The sequence below is a fragment of the Ornithinibacillus massiliensis genome, from assembly GCF_018310345.1.
Taxonomy (GTDB): Bacteria; Bacillota; Bacilli; order Bacillales; family Amphibacillaceae; genus Ornithinibacillus; species Ornithinibacillus massiliensis.
On the sequence record NZ_JAGXBY010000003.1, the window covers coordinates 129,819 to 148,543 of the forward strand.

Below are 18,725 nucleotides of genomic sequence, written 5' to 3' on the forward strand. Positions count from 1 at the left end.
CAAAATCAGGTATTCTGTGATTTCTTCCTTCACAAATACCTGATTTTATTATACTGATAAGCCACTACTATATTTCCATCTAAATCCTTCCATACAACGTAATGACCACGTACCATATCCGTTACCAAAGTCAACGCTATTTTTTATCCCATCCAATTGGGAACTTTTCTAATTGTGGTTTCATACCGAGCTCCTTTGCTGCTGCCACAATAAATTCTATTCTGAAATAATAACTACGATGATAAACAATCGTATCATTTTCTATTTCATGATATTGAATGTCATGAATGAAGGGCCCATTATCATCCTCTACAATCTTTACAATAACCCGCTTTCCCCATAACCAACGCTCCTCTGCTCTGTATGGTGGTAGGCCATGTAGCATCGAACCTTTTCGCATCGTATCCTTATTGAACTCTTGAAACCCTAAGGATGCTTCGTGATGCAAATCATCACTTACTAAGTTAAACATTGCTTCTAAGTCACCGTTATTTAAGGCGTTAATATAAGCGCTAATAACTGGATTGTGTTTTATAACTTGATTTTTATTCTTTTCCTCTCCTTTTGCCGAAAAATCTTCCTTCCCTATTCTAGCTTCCATTCTTCTAATAGCGGAGTATATAGCACCCTTTGTTGTCTTGACAATACTAGCAACTTCTTCCGCTTTAAATTGAAATACTTTTACAAGTAAAAATACCGCAACCTGTCTAGGAGTAAATAAGTTTACTAAATAATTTAATGCGGCCTCTATCTCTAGATTATCCGAAAATTCTTCGGTTGGATCTGCTACATCCTCCAATGTCCCGACAATCCGCTTTTCTCTACGACATTGATCTATCCACGTATTAGTTGCTATCCTAAATAAATAGGATTTAGGATTTTCTGGATGCCACACCTGATAAAATCCACCAAATGCTTTAATCAATGTCTCCTGAAATAAATCCTCTCCATCCCAAGGAGAGCCTGTTATATACCGGCAATAATTCCATAAATCCTCCCGAAAGCTAATAATAAGTTCACTAAATTCCTCTCTTAATTCTCTTGATTTTTTCGTAAATTGTAATGTTCGTTCTTCTATTGAAGACATCTCATCCCCCCTATTTATTATTTCAACGAATAACAAGCAAAAAATTATACTAGGCGAACCAAAAAAATTTACATACTTATAAAATAGTTCAATAGTCTCCCATACCATTAGGATTATACTTAAGAAAAACCGGGCATAAACCAGCCCGGTCCTTTCTGTTTGCCATGACTAGAGGACATCGGATAATTTATATTCCTGTCCATGTATTCCTTTATAATACTCCGGATACATTTCTCCTTCACATTGTTCACAGCTGAATCTTGGTGGAGTGGTTGGATCTCCACCATCCATCAAATCAAACTCTTCTACTACGTTATACGGAATCTTTTCTTCTTCATGACACGTTAAACAATGATAGTTGACGTATGTCTTCTTCGGGCGTAAGTGGTCGGTTCCTTTTTTCTTCTTCCCTTTTTTGCGTTTGTTGGTCTGCGCGATAGTGAATCACCCTTTCTAAATAATTCTTTGCTTCTTTCGTTAATGCAATCTTTATTTCTAATTTTCCATCCTCAAGACACACTTCTCCCTTGTATTCATAGTAGTTATCACAATGTGGACACACAAGTGGATCCTTTTGACCACTAGAAATAATACGCTCTCTCCATGTTTGACGGCGTATTGTCTTCTTTACTTTTAATATCCAGCGTCTTGTTCCTTGTTGCCATGTAGCTAACAGCTTTTTGCTTAAGCTCTTACTTCTTCTAGAATACATACCATAGTGACGAATTGTCTTGAATTGTTCATCAGGAATATGGCGGGTTAACCGAATAATAAATTCTTCCACTGTTACCGTTTCAGGTTTTTCCTTACCATCTACTTTATCAATATAGTTGAAAGTCACATGTTGACCATCATATTCTTCGATACGATTGATCCCAATCGCTGGTCGACGAATATAACGGCCAATATAACGTAGTTGATCCTTCACCTTTCCTCTTTGTTTTGGGGCATACACATAGAAGCCTTCCCCATTATTGGAAAAAGCCTTTTGGAGTCTTGGTTGGATTCTTTTCTTTTCTCTATTCGGTAAGTGTTTACGAATGAACTTCAACACCACCGTCTGCCATTGTTTCCGAAGCATCGCAAATGGAATAAAGTCATACGTCTTCCACTCTCCTTTGTCCGTAATTCCACCCATTGTCACTAACATATGGACATGTGGGTTGAAATTCACTTTTGACCCAAACGTATGTAAGCCAGCTATTATTCCTGGTTTCACTTTTGCCTTCTTTTGAAAATATCCCGTAATTAACCTTGCAGCCTCATCCATGAGCGGTTTCAAAAGCTCCCGGTGCCATAGAAAGATATCCCGTAAATTTTCATCTATTGTAAAAATTACATGGCGATGGTTTACTTGTAACACATCTTCTGTAAGGATACGACTCCATTCTTCGCTTTCTCCTACAGAACAGGTCGTACAAAAACGTCCTTTACATCGAAAAGGGACATGTCGCACGTCATTGCATCCTTCACAAACATAGAGTTTGAATCCTTTTTTAGGGTCCCCACAGTCACGAAACTTTTCCACCTCTTTGATGACAATTGGACGGATTCGTTCTCCATATTTATTCTTAAATGCTTCCCAATGTTGATGCTCATCAAAAAAGATTCGTTTTAAGATGTTTTTCTCCATATACTAAAAATACCACAGCGTGAAACACTGTGGTAGAGCCAAAATTTTTATACTTTCTTATCTTTGAAAAAAGATGCCTGTCACATCTCATATTCATGCTGAACATGGGATATGACAGGCATCCTTTTTCTAAACGACCTTTAAGCCCGTAACACCGATGATAATCGCCAGTAAGCTTACGATTCGTATCAAGCTTTTAGATTCTCCAAAAAAAAGCATATTCATTAAAACGACGCCACCCGTTCCAACACCAGTCCAAGTTGCATAAGCAATACTGGTAGGAAGATAGTTAAAAGAAGCATAAATGAATGCGAAAGAGAGACCAAGACCACCTGCATAAAGAACTGCATTGGCGACATTTCTTTTTTGACTGAATCGATTCAATCCCCAAACACCAATTAACTCATTCACTGCAGCTAATATAATATATATCCAACCCATTATTCTAGCACTCCCTTCGTATCGTTTTTATCATCCGATAATTTTAAGCCTATAACCCCTGCAATAATGAGTAGAATAAAGAAGACTTTCGATAAACTAATCTGTTCCTCAAAGATGAAAATGTCCATCAAAAATGTTCCAACCGTCCCAAATCCTGCAAAAATTGCATAAACCGTACCCGTAGGTAGTCCTTCACATGCTTTTGCCAAAAAGTGTAAATCTAATAATATAAATGCAACAATCAATGTCCAATGCCACCAAGTGGATGCCGTATTAAACCCATAAATCCAAACCAACTCAGCTAAGCTCGTTAATCCAACATAAATCCAAGATTTATTCATTTTAACACTCTCCATCATCCCGTGACTGACATTCAGTCATTTTTCTTTAAAAGAAAATTTCCTTCATAAAAGGAAATAATCTATAAGCTTTCCATCAAACCATCAACTAGCATCATACTTCATTGGCGTCATGTTGGCATTTAATTGTTCTGTTCAACCTTTACTCCTAGACCATACATAGAAAACTCCCACACTTCTTTTTTCTTAATTGCTTCCATATCCTTATCCCCATGTGAATAAAGAAATGTTTGCTCAGCAGCAGATTCGATAAGATCGATAAGTAATACCGCCGTTTGGTCTGGATCTAAATTTTGACGTAAGGTTCCTGCCTCTTTCGCTTCTCCAAGAAATCTACTCATCCAGGAATAGTACTGTGAATATAGTGCTTCCCACTCTTGTAGATAGTCCGTCGAAGCTAAACCAGCATATACGAGTGCGAATATTTGTCGATATTCTTTCGTAACAGAAAAGGCAACATCAATTACATCTTTCATTTGCTCAGAGAAAGGATCATTTTTATTTACCTTTTTAATAATTTCACTCAGCGTTTTTTCCACCATAACTTCTGCAATAGATGGGACAACAGATAATTTGGAAGAAAAATAAATGTAGAAGGTACCTTGAGCAATACCGGCTTTTTTAACAATATCGGATACTTTCGTTTTTTCTAATCCTTTTTCTGTAAAAACGTCCATTGCTGCATGTATAATTCGCTCTTTCTTATTATCCATTGACTTCCTCCACGAAAATGACTGATTGTCATTCATTATACAGTAATTTTCAAAAAAGTCAATACGAGTAGCGTGTAAAGGGCGATTTTTCGTTTGACAAACTTTTTAAATCGGAATGTGTTATTTTAAATTTCCGTTACAGTCATTAACTATTATATGGATATAAGTATAAATATGCTCTATCGAATCACAATAACATTAACTTCAACTAAGGAGTTCAAACATGGTATTTATCATTACTTCTATCATTATTGCACTAGGAATATTCATTCTCATGCCTAAAAAAATATCCTATATCGAAATGTATACGGCATCATTGTTTTCTATCGTTTTTCAATTATTAACTGATATCTTGTTGGAATTCAACTATAACTTATATGGTTATTTTAATGAGGGGGTAGAATATCGTACATTATGGATTGTTTTTGGTATATATCCTTTATTTACGATAATATTCCTTAATTACTTTCCATATGATAAACGGAAAAGCGTAAAAGTGAGTTATATCGTAGCATGGACGATTTTTGCACTTATATACGAATATATAAGTGTACAAGTAGGAACGTTTTATTATAATTCTTGGAAGCTCCTGTATTCTGCGCTAACTTATCCTATTGTATATTTGGTTATCTATTATAATTTTATCATTATTCGTAAATTAATACGGTTATATAAAGAAAAAAACGTATAAACAGAATAAACACATCGAATGCTAAAGAGCTCCGGATGTACATTAGATTCCTCACTTTAGGATAGTATTGGACCCTCTCACGGAATCAACTAGCTACCTAAAACAAATTATCGCCCTCGATGACTTTCTATTCCTGTTACGGGGCGAAACCATACCAAATATATCCGGAGCACCCTAGATCTATAAACACTAGTACAGATGATTCATTGCTTGAAACAGTTGGTCCCAACCAACGAATATTTATATAATTTTCTCTCCTTGTACACCATTAATAGAATAACTAACCGTGATTTCTGCACTTAAGGAATGAGACACCGAACAATATTTATCTTTTGATAATTCTATTGCTCTTATTACTTTATCCTCAGGAAGATCACCTTCCAGTGAATAGTGAATATTTACTTTAGTAAATTTTTTCGGATGCTCCTCTGCACGGTCTCCCGTAACATTCATTTGAAAGGAAGTTGGATTTAATCGCATTTTATTCAAAATGGAAATAATATCAATTCCTGTACACCCAGCAACAGCGCTTAATAATAACTCAGTTGGCCTTGGACCTTTATTTTCTCCACCGACAGTTTCTGCAGCATCCATTTGAATCTCGTGACCAGATGGAGTAAATCCTGTGAAGGACATTTTATCATTCCATTTAATGTTCATTTCCATAGTAAACCCTCCATTAATTAAAATATCTTCTAACTTAGTTTGCCTAGTTTCTACTATATTTACAACCATTTTGATTGTACCAATTTCTTAGATGGAGGATTAAATATGCAAGAAAAAATATGGACACTACTGAAACAGCTAGAAGAAGAGCACCAAATAAAAACCATATATGCATGCGAAGGAGGAAGTCGTGCATGGGGAATAGAGTCAGAAATGAGTGATTATGATGTCCGCTTTATATATGTCCATCCAACTAACTACTACTTAAGTATTGACCCAATTGGAACTGGAAAGAAACGTGATGTCTTGGAGGGAAAAGTACATAATATAGAATTGAGTGGTTGGGAGCTTACAAAGGCATTAAGACTGATTCGCAAATCAAACCCTACTCTCTACGAATGGATATATTCTCCAATTCGTTACTTTCAATTTTATCCCACCATTAATCCCGTTAGAGATATTTTACCTTTAGCTTTTAATCCAAAATCTTGTATTCTACATTACTTTAATATGGCAAGAAAAAATTATTCTAAAGCAAACAAAGAAACCGAAGTGAATATAAAGAACCTCCTGAATATAGTACGCCCCATACTTGCCATGAAATGGATAGAGAAGTATCAAGTCTTCCCTCCTGTTAACTTTCAACAACTAGTTGATGAGTTCATTATAGAGGATGACATAAAAATCCTGATACAGACATTGCTAAACAATAAAAGGCAAGGCAATTTAGATGAAACGTTACAAACTACGGTTATCCTACAATTCACACAAAATGAAATGAGCCGAATAGAATCAACAAAAGCATCTTTAAATGTTAATCGTATAGATGTAACCGAGCGATTAAACCAAATTTTTCGAGAAACATTAAACGAACTGGAATATACATAATATTGTTCAGTATGAAAACTAAACTACCTTTCTTCTTTTCAAACTTCATCCTTTTCTATAAGATAAATGAATAAGGTTATGATCAAGCAAATTACCCTGGATGAATATACCGATAAAAAGGAGAATAAATAGATGCAGACACTTCAATATGAGTCAGCGTGGAACAAAACAATTTCTCAACAGGACAGAACCTTAGTTGAGGAAACCTTTAAAAAAGCAGCATTGACAGCCGATCCAATTCAGTTCACACCCTTAAGGATTGATTGGAATTATAAAAGAGAATTACTTGTCATCGTAATTGTGCATAATACTACAGAATCCGATTATACCTTTAATCAAGAAAAGCTATCCCTAAAGCTACAAGATAGAACATTAGCGGAGCATACGTTTACTATACCTAATCTGCTAGTGAAAGCTAAAACCAGTATGCCATGGACATTTATATTTCCTGTCGGTAGTTATCAAGAAAACAGTAACATTAAGGACGGAAGATTAGAAATAACTCGGTAAAAGCAAAAACGCTTTTTCCTAATGAAAGGAAAGAATATGAATCCAGTCCTTCCATTAGGAAAAAGCGTTGATTAAGTAATATACATGTGCTATACTAAAAAAGTGTCTATTTTTCCATATTTAGTTAAATATATATCCAATTATATTATAACATCACAATTATGGAAAGTCAACAATAATAAAAAAAAGAAGAAATGGGGTTGATGGAATGAGTCACGACGCAGAAAGACAGAAAGAGCAAAATCGGGTAGATAAGGTCGTTCAAGAAATCAACATCAAGGAAGAAAAGTTATTTTCCAAAGCGGGTGGTCTTAAAGAAAGCATCGTTGATTTACGGAAGAACTTCTGGGAAGATGTAACCGTGAATTTAGATGAGCCGGACGATGTAATTGAAACGCAAGCCAGTTTAAAACAACAAGCTGAGTTATTAGCTGAACGAGAAAGATCCCATGGCTCTATCGGTAAAGAACTTAAGACGTTAAGGTTACTCAAAGAATCGCCATATTTTGGACGAATTGATTTCTCTGAAAAGCCAGGAGGTAAAAAGGAGAAAATATATATCGGTATCGCTTCCCTCATGGACCTGGATGATGAAGAGTTCCTTATTTACGATTGGCGTGCCCCTATTTCTAGTCTATATTATGATTTCTCACCTGGTGCAGCTTATTATGAGACAATGGATGATACGATTGAAGGAGAAATATCGTTAAAGCGGCAATTCATCATAAGGCAGAGTAAGATTAAAGGAATGTTTGATACAGGGGTAACAATTGGGGATAGCTTACTTCAAGCAGCTTTAGGTAACAATGCAAGTACCACAATGAAAAGCATCGTTGCTACGATCCAAAGAGAACAAAATAAAATCATTCGGAATGAGCATAGTAAATTACTAATTGTGCAAGGTGTAGCAGGAAGTGGAAAAACTTCTGCTGTCCTACAGCGTATTGCTTACCTATTATATCGGTTTAGGGACAGTCTTAATAACGAGAACTTATTATTATTTTCACCAAACCCCCTCTTCTCAAGTTACATTGCCAATGTATTACCAGAATTAGGTGAAACCAATATTAGTCAGACTACTTTTTATGACTTTTTACGTGATGGTATCGAAAAAGATATTAAGATTGAATCGCCTTTTGAACAAATGGAATTTATGCTAACGGATAAAGATACAGCAGAATTATCCATCAGACAGGTCAATATGAAACTCAAATCGAGTATCGCATATAAGACATTAATAGATGAATATCTTTCTTCCCTAACATCCAGGGGGATTCAATTCCGGAATATAACATTTCGTGGTGACATTTTAATCTCTAAAGAGTCTATAGCAGACTACTTTTATTCACTAGATGAATCGATATCCATTCCGAATAAAATGGAACTAGTAGCTAAATGGCTCCTTCAAGAGATCAAAATTCATCAACAGAAAGAAAAATCGAAGGATTGGGTATTAGAACAAATTGAGTTACTGGATAAGGAAGAATACCTACAAGCTTACTATGGGAATCAACGCGTTGATGAAGATGATCCTAGCATAGAAGAGGATATATTACGAAATATTGTTGTGAAGAAGCAATTTGCAGGAGTGAAAAAGCAAATTAAAAAGTATGCTTTTGTTAATACACTAACAACATACCAGCAGCTGTTTATGAATTGGACAACAAGCTTTCTTCCAGATAATTGGGACAAAATAAAGGAATTAACAAAGCAATACCTAACGAATAAACATTTAACGTGGGAGGATGCTACACCATATCGTTATTTCCGAGGAAAGCTGTTAGGAGATAAGGAAAATAGGTCAATCCGCCACTTATTTATTGATGAGGCACAAGATTACTCCGCTTTCCAGTTCTCGTACATGAAAGAAATTTTCCCATATACGCGAATGACCCTATTAGGAGATATTAATCAAGCTATATACACTTATGCTTCGACAGAAAATCCTTTAGTTCCAGAGTATATCTCCGAAAATCACGAACGGATTGTCCTTACGAAAAGCTATCGTTCCACTAAGCAAATTGTTGAGTTCACGAAAAAATTCGCTCCTGGCGGCGATATGATTGAGCCATTTGAAAGAGATGGAGAACCACCTCAGATCATAGAAAGTCAAGGTGATGTATCAACAAATTTGAAAAAACTCATACAAGACTTGAAGGCAAAAAACTATGAGACCATTGCTGTCATCTGTAAAACGCTAAAAGAAAGTAATGAATTATATGAGATGTTAAAGGATAAAGTCTCACTGAAACAAATTAAAGAAGATACTTATTCGTTCGAAAAAGGTATCGTAGTAGTACCGGTTTATTTAGCAAAAGGAATAGAATTTGATGCTGTAATTATTCCGGATGCTTCAAAGGAGCATTATGACCAGGAATTGGATAGAACACTGTTTTACACTGCTTGCACCAGAGCAATGCATTCGTTAACCATTTTAACAAAGGGAACACCATGTATCTTCATACAAGAAGCATTAAATTAAACAAGGAGTATGTCACCAAACTTTACTTGGTGACATACTCTTTTCATTTATTTCTTTTTAATCGGAATCCATATTTCACTATAATACTTGTCTGAGGATGGGTCCCCATTACTTAGATAAACTTCCATCTCCGGTCCACCGGAATGTTCATAACCTGTTGAAGGGAACCATTCTGTAAATATTCTTTGCCAAACTTTTGGCATTGCATCTGGCATCGCACCATGAACGGGGAACACTGCCCAAGTTGCACTTGAAATCTCTCTTTCTATCCAATCAGTTGGAACCACCTCAATATTCTTTTCAGCAGCTATCAAGTAGGTCATGTTTTCCAATTGATGATCGAAGTCGAGACAAATGCCTAACAAACCTAACTCTCCACAGTTTTTTGCAAGCTCCTCGGAAAATCCATTTGAATTTGATTCTTCCCAAAATGCAGCAATAGCACGATGATTATCTCCTCCTATTGTCGTTGTATTAATACTTTTTCCCACTACCGTAAATGCCTCTTTTTCAACAATCTTATACTCCATCTCGACATCTCCCTTTATCTGAATATGGAAAGAAAGCTTAGGATAGGCCTTTAAAGAATGGCTATTCTTCTTAGCCATAGAGGGACTAATACCATGTATACCTCGGAATGCTTTTGTAAAAGCTTCAGGACTTTCATACCCGTACTTCAAAGCAATATCAATCACTCTAGCATTAGAATTTATAAGCTCTTGAGCCGCTTTCGTAATACGTCTATTTCGAATATATTCACTTACAGTAAATCCAGTCAGCATTGTAAACATGCGCTGAAAATGAAACTTAGACATATAAGCTATCCTTGCGATATCTTCCATGACTAGTTCGGCTTCAAGATTATCCTCTATATACGCAATACTTTCAACCATTCTTTGTAGCCTCTCCATAATCCCTACTCCCTTCACTACTAGTAGTCTATCAGCTTGGAATAGTCGCTTCCTGTCTACCCATGCTCACTTAAGACAGATTGATAAGATCCTTCATCCAATTCGTCAAATAATCCTGCTTATATAAATCATCTGGATACTGAACAAAGCCTGTATCCCCTTCTTCATACAAGAACTGGAGGAATTCATTTAAGGCCCCCATGTATTCAGAATAGAGGAACTCAAAACTAATGGTTTCTTTCGGCATAAGATTCGTTTTACATACAGTAGGGTTAGTATAATTCATATATGTCCGACAAGGAATCGGTCTAATTTCATAGGCTATACATTGATTAGTTTCCGTATTCAACATTGGACATGGTGTTAGTGATTTACGATACTTCAATTTAAAATCAGCATCATTCGCAAAATCAAGCTTATTATTTTCACTTATTTGGTCCCCATATTTGTCATAATAATGGATGAGATGATTGCGAATTGCTTTTTTTCGCTCTGCTGGAAAATTCTCTATTGCCTGCTTCATAAATTTGGCTTCCATTTCATTAATAATAATTGGAAAATAACAACAAAATGAACAGCCTAATCGACATGTAGGGGCTAATCCAACATGCTTCTCCATATTAGTAATCTCAGAACTTACAACATCTAGTAATTCAGTAAAACTAGATAGAAGCTTTTGTTCTAATTGAACGTCCTTTTCTGCCCATTTCTCCACAATAGAATAAAACTTTTCTTCATCTACTTCATATTCATTTGTTAACTGATTACATTTTTCTTGAATTTCTTCAAGAGCTAAATATTGATTTGTCATAACTAATCTCCCATAAATTTCTACCATACATTCTACCTTAAACCACTCTCAATTACTATCCGTTAATTGTAAACTGTTTTATTCTGTGGCTTTAGCCTTCCTACTCACTTTACATACAGCATCCATTAACCTATTGTGTAATGGTGGGAAAATCGTAAAAATGATATCCATTGTATTCCGAAGTGGCATTGGACACACGACTGGCTTATTTTTATGAACTCCGTTCAATGTGATCTTCGCCAACTTATTCGGTGACATCAATTTCTGCTTATCTAACTGTTTCTTCATGATAGATTTATTAATATTAAAGGATTTAGCTTTATCAAAGATTGGAGTATCAACAAAGGTAGGACAAAGAGTAGTAACGTTAACACCAAATTCTTTGGCTTCATAATGGAGGGATGTAGTAAGCCCTACAATAGCATGTTTTGTAGTAGCATAAGCGGATGAGATTGGGGATGGGCCAAGTCCCGCAGCAGAAGCAGTATTAACAAGGTAGCCGAATCCTTGCTTTTTCATAATAGAATAGCCAATCTGTGTTCCATATACCACTCCCCACACATTAATATCTATGATATCTTCCCAATCGGTAATAGACATTTCATCTAGTTCACCGTACATTGCAATACCTGCATTGTTAAATAAATAATCTAACCTTCCAAATTCTGCATATACTGCATGAATACATTCGTGAACACTGGAATAGCTGGTTACATCAACCTTTACAAATCTGGATCGATTCCTATCTTCGTTCAGTTCCTTTTCTAATTTATTCCCTTCCGATTCATTAATATCTACGATAATCACATACACATCATTTTCTACTAGTTCCATACAAATTGCCTTTCCTATTCCTGATGCACCACCCGTAACAATAGCAACCATCTTATTCGAACTCATGACTACCCCTCCATTTTTTTATTTATCCCCTTCGTTTTAAGCGCTTACATTTTTAGGGTTAATCATGATTGACTTGAGTAGTTTACGAATGGGAGCTTTCCATTTTATTATAATATAATGTTCAAGAAATGAACTATCATTCTGATAACATTCATTGTATTGTCACTTTTATAAATTTTTAAAATAAACATCTAATCAGATGCTTATTTTAAAATGCTAATCCTGCTAATGGAATAGGTTAAGTCAGTTCACTGTTGCTTGCTATTTCAATTCCATTCATTGCTTGCGTGGCTAAATGGTCTGCTTCACGGTTCTTTTTCCTAGGAATTAACTTGTAGTCAGGTGTAATCCCCAACTGTTCAAGCTTTTTCTCGATTCGTTCTATCCAGCGTAATAATTCTTCCTCATAGCACGGCCATTCATCTTTTAATTGATTCATAACGCCTTGTGAATCTCCTGTAAATGTTACTGGTAAGTGATGAACACCAAGCAACTCTAATTCTCCAATTGCAAAATAAAGCGAGGCATATTCTGCTTCACCATTTGTATTCAGCTCTTCTACTAAAGCATTTTTTCTAATACGATATTGTTTCCCGTCTTGTTCATAATATATGACACAACCTAAACCAGATTTTTTGGTTTCCAAATCAAACCCGCCATCAAAAAAGACCACCACGTTATGTGGTTCAGAATCAACACTCTCTACATATTTCTTCAATTCTTTATACATCCACGTGGTATCATAATTATCATAGAAAATTAGCTCCTTTACCCGACCTGTTTTTTCAAGGTCCTTTGCTAGTAAGAGCGCTTTTTCAGGATTCATTTCATCCGAGTAAAAGCAAGTCTCTGTTCCCGTTGGCGTCTTATAAATCATTTCCATTTTGATTTTCATGAAAAAATCATCCTCTTTATAATTTTAATAATTATATTTTCCACTGAAACAAATACATCATACCATTTTGCACATTATAAAAGAACTCCAGGCAATGCTAGAGTTCTTTTTCTTTTTAACTATTTTTATTTACATACTGCCTTTTATTATCAACTGTTCCACTTAACACGATGCTAGCAGGATCCTGTTCAATATTTAATTCGATATCTGCTCCATCTCGCGGTAATGTTTCCTCAAATATAGCCTCATACTCCTCAATAGTAACTTCCTTACGTGTATCGAATATACGTTGATGGCTTTCAATGTGAAGGTGCTCTCGATAATTTGGTTGAAGAACACCAGTGAAAAATTCTCCTACTGCACCTGAACCATAGCTAAACATTCCAATCCGTACGCCTTCTTTTAAATCTTCCTTATTTTCCAGTAAAGAAAGTAAGCTTAAATATAATGATCCAGTATAAATGTTTCCAACATTACGGTTATACTGTGTGCTTATTTGGTAGTTTTCTAATAAACGTTCTCTTACTTCTTCAGGGGCTTCATCAATAACAGTTCGTAACGCCTTTAAGCCCATTTTTGTATATGGTAAATGATAGCAAATTGCTTCCATATCAGAAAGATTCAAACCTGATTTTGATTTAAACGCTTCCCATACTTTATTAAAGAACAAAATATACTGTTCATTGGAGAATTTCCCATCTACAAATGCCTTATCTGAATATATAGGTCTCCAGAAATCCATAATATCATTTGTTAAATACACATTATGATTCTCAAGTTCCATAATACGAGGGTTAGCACTAATAATCATCGCTACGGCGCCAGCACCTTGTGTGGATTCTCCTGCCGTATTTAAACCATATCGTGCAATATCAGAACCTAATACTAACACTTTACTTTCTGGATTTAAGGCAATGTGCCCTTTGGCCATTTGAATCCCAGCAGTAGCTCCATAGCAAGCTTGCTTCACTTCTACTGCACGGGCTTGAGGTTGTAGTCCTAATAACTGGTGGACATACACTGCACCAGATTTAGAATGATCAATCCCTGACTCAGATCCAAAAATAACAAAATCTATTTTCTCTCTATCCTCGTCATCTATTATTTCAAGTGCTGCATTTGCAGCTAGTGTAACAGAATCTTGAGTAATTGGCGCTACAGCCATTTGACTTTGTCCAATTCCAATCGTAAACTTAGCTGGCTCTATGTTTCTTGCTTCAGCTAATTTCTCCATATCTACATAAATATGTGGTGCGTAAAAACCAATTTTGTCTATACCAATTTTCATGTTTTTTTCTCCTTTGAAACAGTTTCTCTTCCCCCATTATATCTGTTTGTGAATAATCACACAAATATAATTTCTGAAATTAGTAATGGAGCTTGTCCGGGTAACATTGGAACAAGCTCCATTTGGAAACTAGCCATTATCTCTTTTACGTTTGTTTTTCTTCCCATCTAGAGTTAAGAATTCACTATCACTAGCTATTTCGACATCCTGTTTTCCGTTTCGTTCTGGTTCCGTATTATATTTAATACCATGGTTCTTCTGTCTACCTGTATCTCGGTTTTTATTCTTATTTTCTTCTGACATCCTAATCCTCCTCAAAATATGGTCAAGAATTATTATGTCCATGAAAGATTAACTTATTTCTTGTCTACCTTGCTGTGAATTGATATTCTACTTCATCTTCGCCCATGACTACCTTCATATCAAATTCATCTAAAAACCAGGCATCTTTCTCACCGAAATAGAAGGTAATCCCAGTTACCTCTTGCTTCGCTGCTATTTCGCCATCTAATCCAACCGATATTCCTAGAAAGTAATTAGGATGTTCCGTTTTAATACCACCGTAGATTTTAAGGAAAAATTGAACATAATCACCTTCTTCTAAGCCCATTTCGTCTATATACCATTTCGCTGCATCTTCTGTTACTTGTAACCCCATTGGTACACCTCAATCCTTATATTTCTTACAATTCTTATTCTACTATAGCTTAACTCAAAATATGGAGTATATGACTTGGTCGATATGAAAATAACATGACAATTTGTCTGTAAAGCTTATCTTACCGTATAGAAAAACCTCCCCAAATACGTATAGAGAGGTCTGGATATCTATTATTTTTTATAACTCGGACTAAGTTCACTCCATACATCAAATATATTATCATCTTGATCAAAAAACACAAAGTTATTTCCTGGGTGTCCTCGGTCCTCTATTTCTCCAACTTTTACTCCATTTGCTTTTAAGAAGGCATGAAACGCGTTTAATTGTTCCAGTCCATCTACTTCAAAGGTTAAAGAGAAATGCTCTCTCCCATTCCAATCCTGAAACCCAACCTTTTCCCCTTTTATAGATTTCACAAGGAAAAAACTTTGATTTGCAAAGTCTAATATTGACTTATTTTCATCACAATAGTTTTCTTTTGCACCAAGTTTAGCTTGATACCATTTTGAAGCCTGTTCTGGATCCCGGACTGGTATATATGTTGTTCCAACTCGTTTAATAAAATGATCCATTTAATTTCTCCTCATTATATTTGTCGTGAATAACGTAGTGATTGGTATCCATCCGACTCTTCTTCTGTTATTACTTTAAATCCTTTTGCTTCATAGAAAGGTATTGCTTTCATATTCCCCTTTTGGACAGACACCCACTGAACTCTCGCGCCAAACTCTTTTTGTTGTTCTGTAACAGCATTTAGTAGCAGACTTCCAATACCCTCATTCCTTCGATGAGGGTCTAAGTACAATACATAAACCTCTGCATCCAAATCACTAATCATACCTCCACCAGTAACACCAACTACTTCATCTTGATCTAAGGCAACAAAATATCCGCCCCAATCCTTAGATGAGCTCGAAACTTCTTCTAAAATCCGTTCATTATGATAATACGTAGCAATGATTGACTCGATATATTCCTTCGAATATATGTTATGATAGGTAGCCCAATTAGCTTCCGTACATACTTTTACAATTCCTGAAACATGGGTTGTATTTGCTTTTTTTATTTGGATCATAGCTTACAGAAATTAACCTCCCAATTTTATTACAATATTTTTTCAAAGCAGATACAGTCATGGACCCGCTTGAAGCGCTTTTTTATATTATCCTTTTGATTGCCTCCATAATGTGCGAAGCTAAGAACTGGGTATAACTTCGGAAGGGTACTCGAAATGTTCCCTTTTAACTCTGTCTCTCCTTCTAGATATACATGTAAATAGGAATCAACTTGTTGGAACCCATTCTTCTCGTACCAGGTATGGACCCACTGATCATCCCTTGTCCAGGCCTCCAATCGATTTAACTTCTCCTTCCTTGCTAATTCTTCTCCTTTCCGTAGAAGCTCGGAAGCAATCGCCCTTCTACGATAATCTGGATGAACAGCAATATGCCATATCATCCCTCCTAATCCGGTCCCCCGGGAACAAACTGTCCCCTCTTGCAATTCGTATTCGATATCTAATAATCCGACTATTTGACCGTCTTCTATTGCTACTAGCTCAATAGCAGGATTTTCATACTGTTCTTTTTCCTTTAATACATTATCAAAATAGGCGGTGTCCAAGAATGAAAGCACACGACACCTCACCCACCCTTGTTCATCGGAGGATTGATAATTTCTTATTTCCATTTCACTTCTCCATTTCCACTTGATTTATAAAATTCTTTACATTCTTTGTTGAGTTGAGAATGATGACTTGTTTCTCTCCGGATAATATGTTTAATTTATCCAAGATCATTAGCCGTTTATCCTTTGGATATTTCCAAACCCATTTCAGAAAATCGATGCTTAACTTTTCTTCACATCCTTCTGCCATATCAGGACGTGATGTCTTAGCATATTGTAGTCTTCTTTTAAGCACACGAAGCATACAAATATATCTTGAAATATTTAGGAAAATGATCGTGTCAGCCCTGTTGAACCTTATGTCCAATGTTCCACTTCTCTTTGTTCCTCTTTTGAAGTACCAGTCCAGCCAGGTCTCCAAAAAAGCGTATCTAAGTGGTAAACCTTTAAATCAAGAACCTGCCCTAACCGACGGGCTAATGTCGATTTTCCTGATCCACCAGAACCGATAACGACTATTCGATTCACCTTAACACCTGCCCTATTTCCATAATCTTGTTACCTCTATTAACCTAGAATTAGTAAATGTTAGTTTGTATATATCAGGCATGTCCAGCTCTTGCCAAAATTGAAAACCATATGCTTCATTAAAATAATTCATCATCAATACCATTATATTGCCATGTGTACCAATTACGATATTTTTTCCCGGATGATCTTCTATCACCTTCATTAATCCTTGTATCCCTCTTTGCTGAGCCATTTTATTTGACTCACCGCCTTTAAAAAAGAAGCTATCATTCTCCCAAACCTTTGTTATTGCATGTGTAAAATCAGCTACTGGTTTTTTTGCTAACCTTCGTTCTTTAAAACGGTCTTCTATCAATACGTTTACACGTAAAAAATCAGCAACTCCTTGTACCGTTTGAATTGCTCTTTTATACGGACTGGAATAAACATAATCGATATGTTCTTCCTTTAGTATTTGTGTAACCCTTTTTGTGTCAGTTTCCCCTCTTTCTGATAATGGTCTATGTAATTCATCTGGCGTATAAACTGAATGTGCATGTCTAACTAAGTATATATTATGGTTCATTCCCTCACCCCTACAGTAAAATAGTAACAGAATTCTGATAATAAACAAATAATAATGGATATACCTTAAAACACGATGTGCTTTTTCACAATATCGTAACGAGTCTCGGAATAGCAGCAGTAAATTTAGTGTTACACTAAAGATGTAATTTACCACATCTTTATCAAGGGGATGTTTTTGATGATTTCTAGTCTCATGTTGGATTCAAAAAGCGGTAAACATTTGTCCATTTCAATAGATTTAAGAAATCTATTAGACTCTATTAGTACGACGAAAAAAATATATAAAGACACTTTTTTATTCCATGAAGGGTTACAAGCAAATGAAATATTTATTATTAAATCTGGACTATTACAGGTTTCTAAACTAACTACTGATGGGAAGGAACTAATTCTGCGTATTTGTAATCATGGTGATATGGTCGGTGAACTATCCCTTTTTAGTGACGATCCTAAATATTTACTAAGTGGTAAGGTACTAACTACAGGTGAAGTAGAAGTAATTAGAAAAGACGAATTAGAAAATGCTTTATTATCTAATAGCGAACTAACCCTTGAGTATATGAAGTGGTCAAGCACACAAATGCGTAAGTTTCAATCCAAATTGAGAGACCTGCTATTAAATGGGAAAAAGGGGGCACTATATTCTACTTTAATTCGCTTAGCAAACAGCTATGGATTAAAGCACGATGACGGAATATTAATTGATGTCGTACTTACTAACCAAGAATTAGCTAACTTCTGTGCCGCTACACGTGAAAGTATTAATAGAATGCTTGTTAAGCTACGACAGCTAAATGTTATTTCTATGGATAAGTCAGGAAAAATCTTCATTAAAGATATGGACTACCTTAAAATGGAGATCGGCTGCGAAAACTGTCCACTTGAAATATGTAATATTAATTAAATAATTAGTCGCCATCAAATATAGAGATGTCTACCATTTTAAAGGTAGGCTTTTTTATTTCTCCTAGATTTTATGAATACCAATACAATTACTTACATAATATTCCTATAATATTACAAGCTTATTAAATTTTTATTTGCATTTTCAAACAATTACTTTTA

At 35.5% G+C, this 18,725-nt stretch carries 22 protein-coding genes and 1 pseudogene; 5 read left to right on the forward strand and 18 right to left on the reverse strand.

The genetic code is table 11. From position 1 onward, the window contains the following. Positions 1–136: 136 nt before the first annotated feature. From KGF86_RS09215 to KGF86_RS09235, 5 genes are all read right to left on the reverse strand, one after another. Positions 137–1,087 (reverse strand): RNA polymerase sigma factor, encoded by a 951-nt coding sequence (locus KGF86_RS09215; protein WP_211741655.1) that lies wholly within the window; start codon positions 1,085–1,087, stop codon positions 137–139. A gap of 334 nt (positions 1,088–1,421) precedes the next feature. Further along, positions 1,422–2,720 carry an IS91 family transposase gene (locus KGF86_RS09220; RefSeq protein ID WP_211741656.1) on the reverse strand — a complete coding sequence of 433 codons (1,299 nt, stop codon included), beginning with the start codon at positions 2,718–2,720 and terminating at the stop codon, positions 1,422–1,424. Positions 2,721–2,849: 129 nt separating this feature from the next. Then, positions 2,850–3,161: a DMT family transporter gene (locus KGF86_RS09225; protein WP_211741657.1), complete on the reverse strand. Its 312-nt coding sequence runs from the start codon at positions 3,159–3,161 to the stop codon at positions 2,850–2,852. Further along, complete coding sequence (locus KGF86_RS09230; RefSeq protein ID WP_211741658.1) at positions 3,161–3,502, reverse strand: DMT family transporter; 342 nt, start codon at positions 3,500–3,502, stop codon at positions 3,161–3,163. Before KGF86_RS09230 ends, KGF86_RS09225 begins: the two co-directional genes overlap by 1 nt. 140 nt (positions 3,503–3,642) lie before the next feature. Next, complete coding sequence (locus tag KGF86_RS09235; RefSeq protein ID WP_211741659.1) at positions 3,643–4,233, reverse strand: TetR/AcrR family transcriptional regulator; 591 nt, start codon at positions 4,231–4,233, stop codon at positions 3,643–3,645. A 223-nt stretch (positions 4,234–4,456) separates the two neighbouring features. On the opposite strand from KGF86_RS09235, the gene KGF86_RS09240 reads away from it, so the two are divergent. Further along, a complete protein-coding gene (locus KGF86_RS09240) occupies positions 4,457–4,924 on the forward strand; it encodes a CBO0543 family protein (RefSeq protein ID WP_211741660.1) in 468 nt (155 codons plus the stop codon). A gap of 240 nt (positions 4,925–5,164) precedes the next feature. Here KGF86_RS09240 and KGF86_RS09245 read toward each other — a convergent pair whose 3' ends face one another. After that, a complete protein-coding gene (locus KGF86_RS09245) occupies positions 5,165–5,590 on the reverse strand; it encodes an OsmC family protein (RefSeq protein ID WP_211741661.1) in 426 nt (141 codons plus the stop codon). Between the two features lie 105 nt (positions 5,591–5,695). Between KGF86_RS09245 and KGF86_RS09250 the strand changes: the two genes are divergently transcribed. The 3 genes from KGF86_RS09250 to helD all read left to right on the forward strand — a co-directional run bounded on the left by KGF86_RS09250 (position 5,696) and on the right by helD (position 9,470). After that, complete coding sequence (locus KGF86_RS09250) at positions 5,696–6,478, forward strand: nucleotidyltransferase domain-containing protein (protein ID WP_211741662.1); 783 nt, start codon at positions 5,696–5,698, stop codon at positions 6,476–6,478. 132 nt (positions 6,479–6,610) lie between these two features. Continuing rightward, the gene (locus KGF86_RS09255) at positions 6,611–6,988 is read left to right on the forward strand and encodes an SLAP domain-containing protein (RefSeq protein ID WP_211741663.1); all 378 of its coding nucleotides are present in this window, start codon (positions 6,611–6,613) and stop codon (positions 6,986–6,988) included. A gap of 208 nt (positions 6,989–7,196) precedes the next feature. Continuing rightward, positions 7,197–9,470 (forward strand): RNA polymerase recycling motor HelD, encoded by a 2,274-nt coding sequence (helD, locus tag KGF86_RS09260; RefSeq protein ID WP_211741664.1) that lies wholly within the window; start codon positions 7,197–7,199, stop codon positions 9,468–9,470. A 47-nt stretch (positions 9,471–9,517) separates the two neighbouring features. Here the strand turns inward: helD and KGF86_RS09265 are convergent, their stop codons facing one another. The 12 genes and pseudogenes from KGF86_RS09265 to KGF86_RS09320 all read right to left on the reverse strand — a co-directional run bounded on the left by KGF86_RS09265 (position 9,518) and on the right by KGF86_RS09320 (position 17,658). Continuing rightward, a complete protein-coding gene (locus KGF86_RS09265; RefSeq protein ID WP_186870006.1) occupies positions 9,518–10,381 on the reverse strand; it encodes an AraC family transcriptional regulator in 864 nt (287 codons plus the stop codon). Between the two features lie 70 nt (positions 10,382–10,451). Then, positions 10,452–11,192, reverse strand: a complete 741-nt coding sequence (locus KGF86_RS09270; RefSeq protein ID WP_211741665.1) for a YkgJ family cysteine cluster protein — start codon at positions 11,190–11,192, stop codon at positions 10,452–10,454. A 78-nt stretch (positions 11,193–11,270) separates the two neighbouring features. Continuing rightward, on the reverse strand, positions 11,271–12,092 hold the full coding sequence (locus KGF86_RS09275) for an SDR family NAD(P)-dependent oxidoreductase (RefSeq protein ID WP_211741666.1): 822 nt from the start codon (positions 12,090–12,092) through the stop codon (positions 11,271–11,273). Positions 12,093–12,330: 238 nt separating this feature from the next. Further along, on the reverse strand, positions 12,331–12,987 hold the full coding sequence (locus tag KGF86_RS09280; RefSeq protein ID WP_211741667.1) for a ribonuclease H family protein: 657 nt from the start codon (positions 12,985–12,987) through the stop codon (positions 12,331–12,333). 115 nt (positions 12,988–13,102) lie between these two features. Continuing rightward, positions 13,103–14,275, reverse strand: a complete 1,173-nt coding sequence (locus KGF86_RS09285) for a hydroxymethylglutaryl-CoA synthase (RefSeq protein ID WP_211741668.1) — start codon at positions 14,273–14,275, stop codon at positions 13,103–13,105. Positions 14,276–14,404: 129 nt separating this feature from the next. Then, the gene (locus KGF86_RS09290) at positions 14,405–14,578 is read right to left on the reverse strand and encodes a hypothetical protein (RefSeq protein ID WP_186870001.1); all 174 of its coding nucleotides are present in this window, start codon (positions 14,576–14,578) and stop codon (positions 14,405–14,407) included. Positions 14,579–14,642: 64 nt separating this feature from the next. After that, positions 14,643–14,933: a HesB/YadR/YfhF family protein gene (locus KGF86_RS09295; RefSeq protein WP_211741669.1), complete on the reverse strand. Its 291-nt coding sequence runs from the start codon at positions 14,931–14,933 to the stop codon at positions 14,643–14,645. A 173-nt stretch (positions 14,934–15,106) separates the two neighbouring features. Then, a complete protein-coding gene (locus KGF86_RS09300; RefSeq protein WP_211741670.1) occupies positions 15,107–15,508 on the reverse strand; it encodes a VOC family protein in 402 nt (133 codons plus the stop codon). A gap of 14 nt (positions 15,509–15,522) precedes the next feature. Then, entirely contained in the window at positions 15,523–16,011 is a 489-nt protein-coding gene (locus KGF86_RS09305; protein ID WP_211741671.1) for a GNAT family N-acetyltransferase, read from the reverse strand. Between the two features lie 29 nt (positions 16,012–16,040). After that, positions 16,041–16,625 carry a GNAT family N-acetyltransferase gene (locus tag KGF86_RS09310; protein WP_211741672.1) on the reverse strand — a complete coding sequence of 195 codons (585 nt, stop codon included), beginning with the start codon at positions 16,623–16,625 and terminating at the stop codon, positions 16,041–16,043. A gap of 1 nt (position 16,626) precedes the next feature. Beyond that, positions 16,627–17,090, reverse strand: a pseudogene (locus KGF86_RS09315) (P-loop NTPase family protein). A gap of 13 nt (positions 17,091–17,103) precedes the next feature. Then, positions 17,104–17,658, reverse strand: coding sequence for a histidine phosphatase family protein (locus KGF86_RS09320; RefSeq protein ID WP_186869995.1), 555 nt, complete (start codon positions 17,656–17,658; stop codon positions 17,104–17,106). A gap of 195 nt (positions 17,659–17,853) precedes the next feature. Between KGF86_RS09320 and KGF86_RS09325 the strand changes: the two genes are divergently transcribed. Beyond that, complete coding sequence (locus tag KGF86_RS09325) at positions 17,854–18,564, forward strand: Crp/Fnr family transcriptional regulator (RefSeq protein ID WP_246521494.1); 711 nt, start codon at positions 17,854–17,856, stop codon at positions 18,562–18,564. Positions 18,565–18,725: the final 161 nt, after the last annotated feature.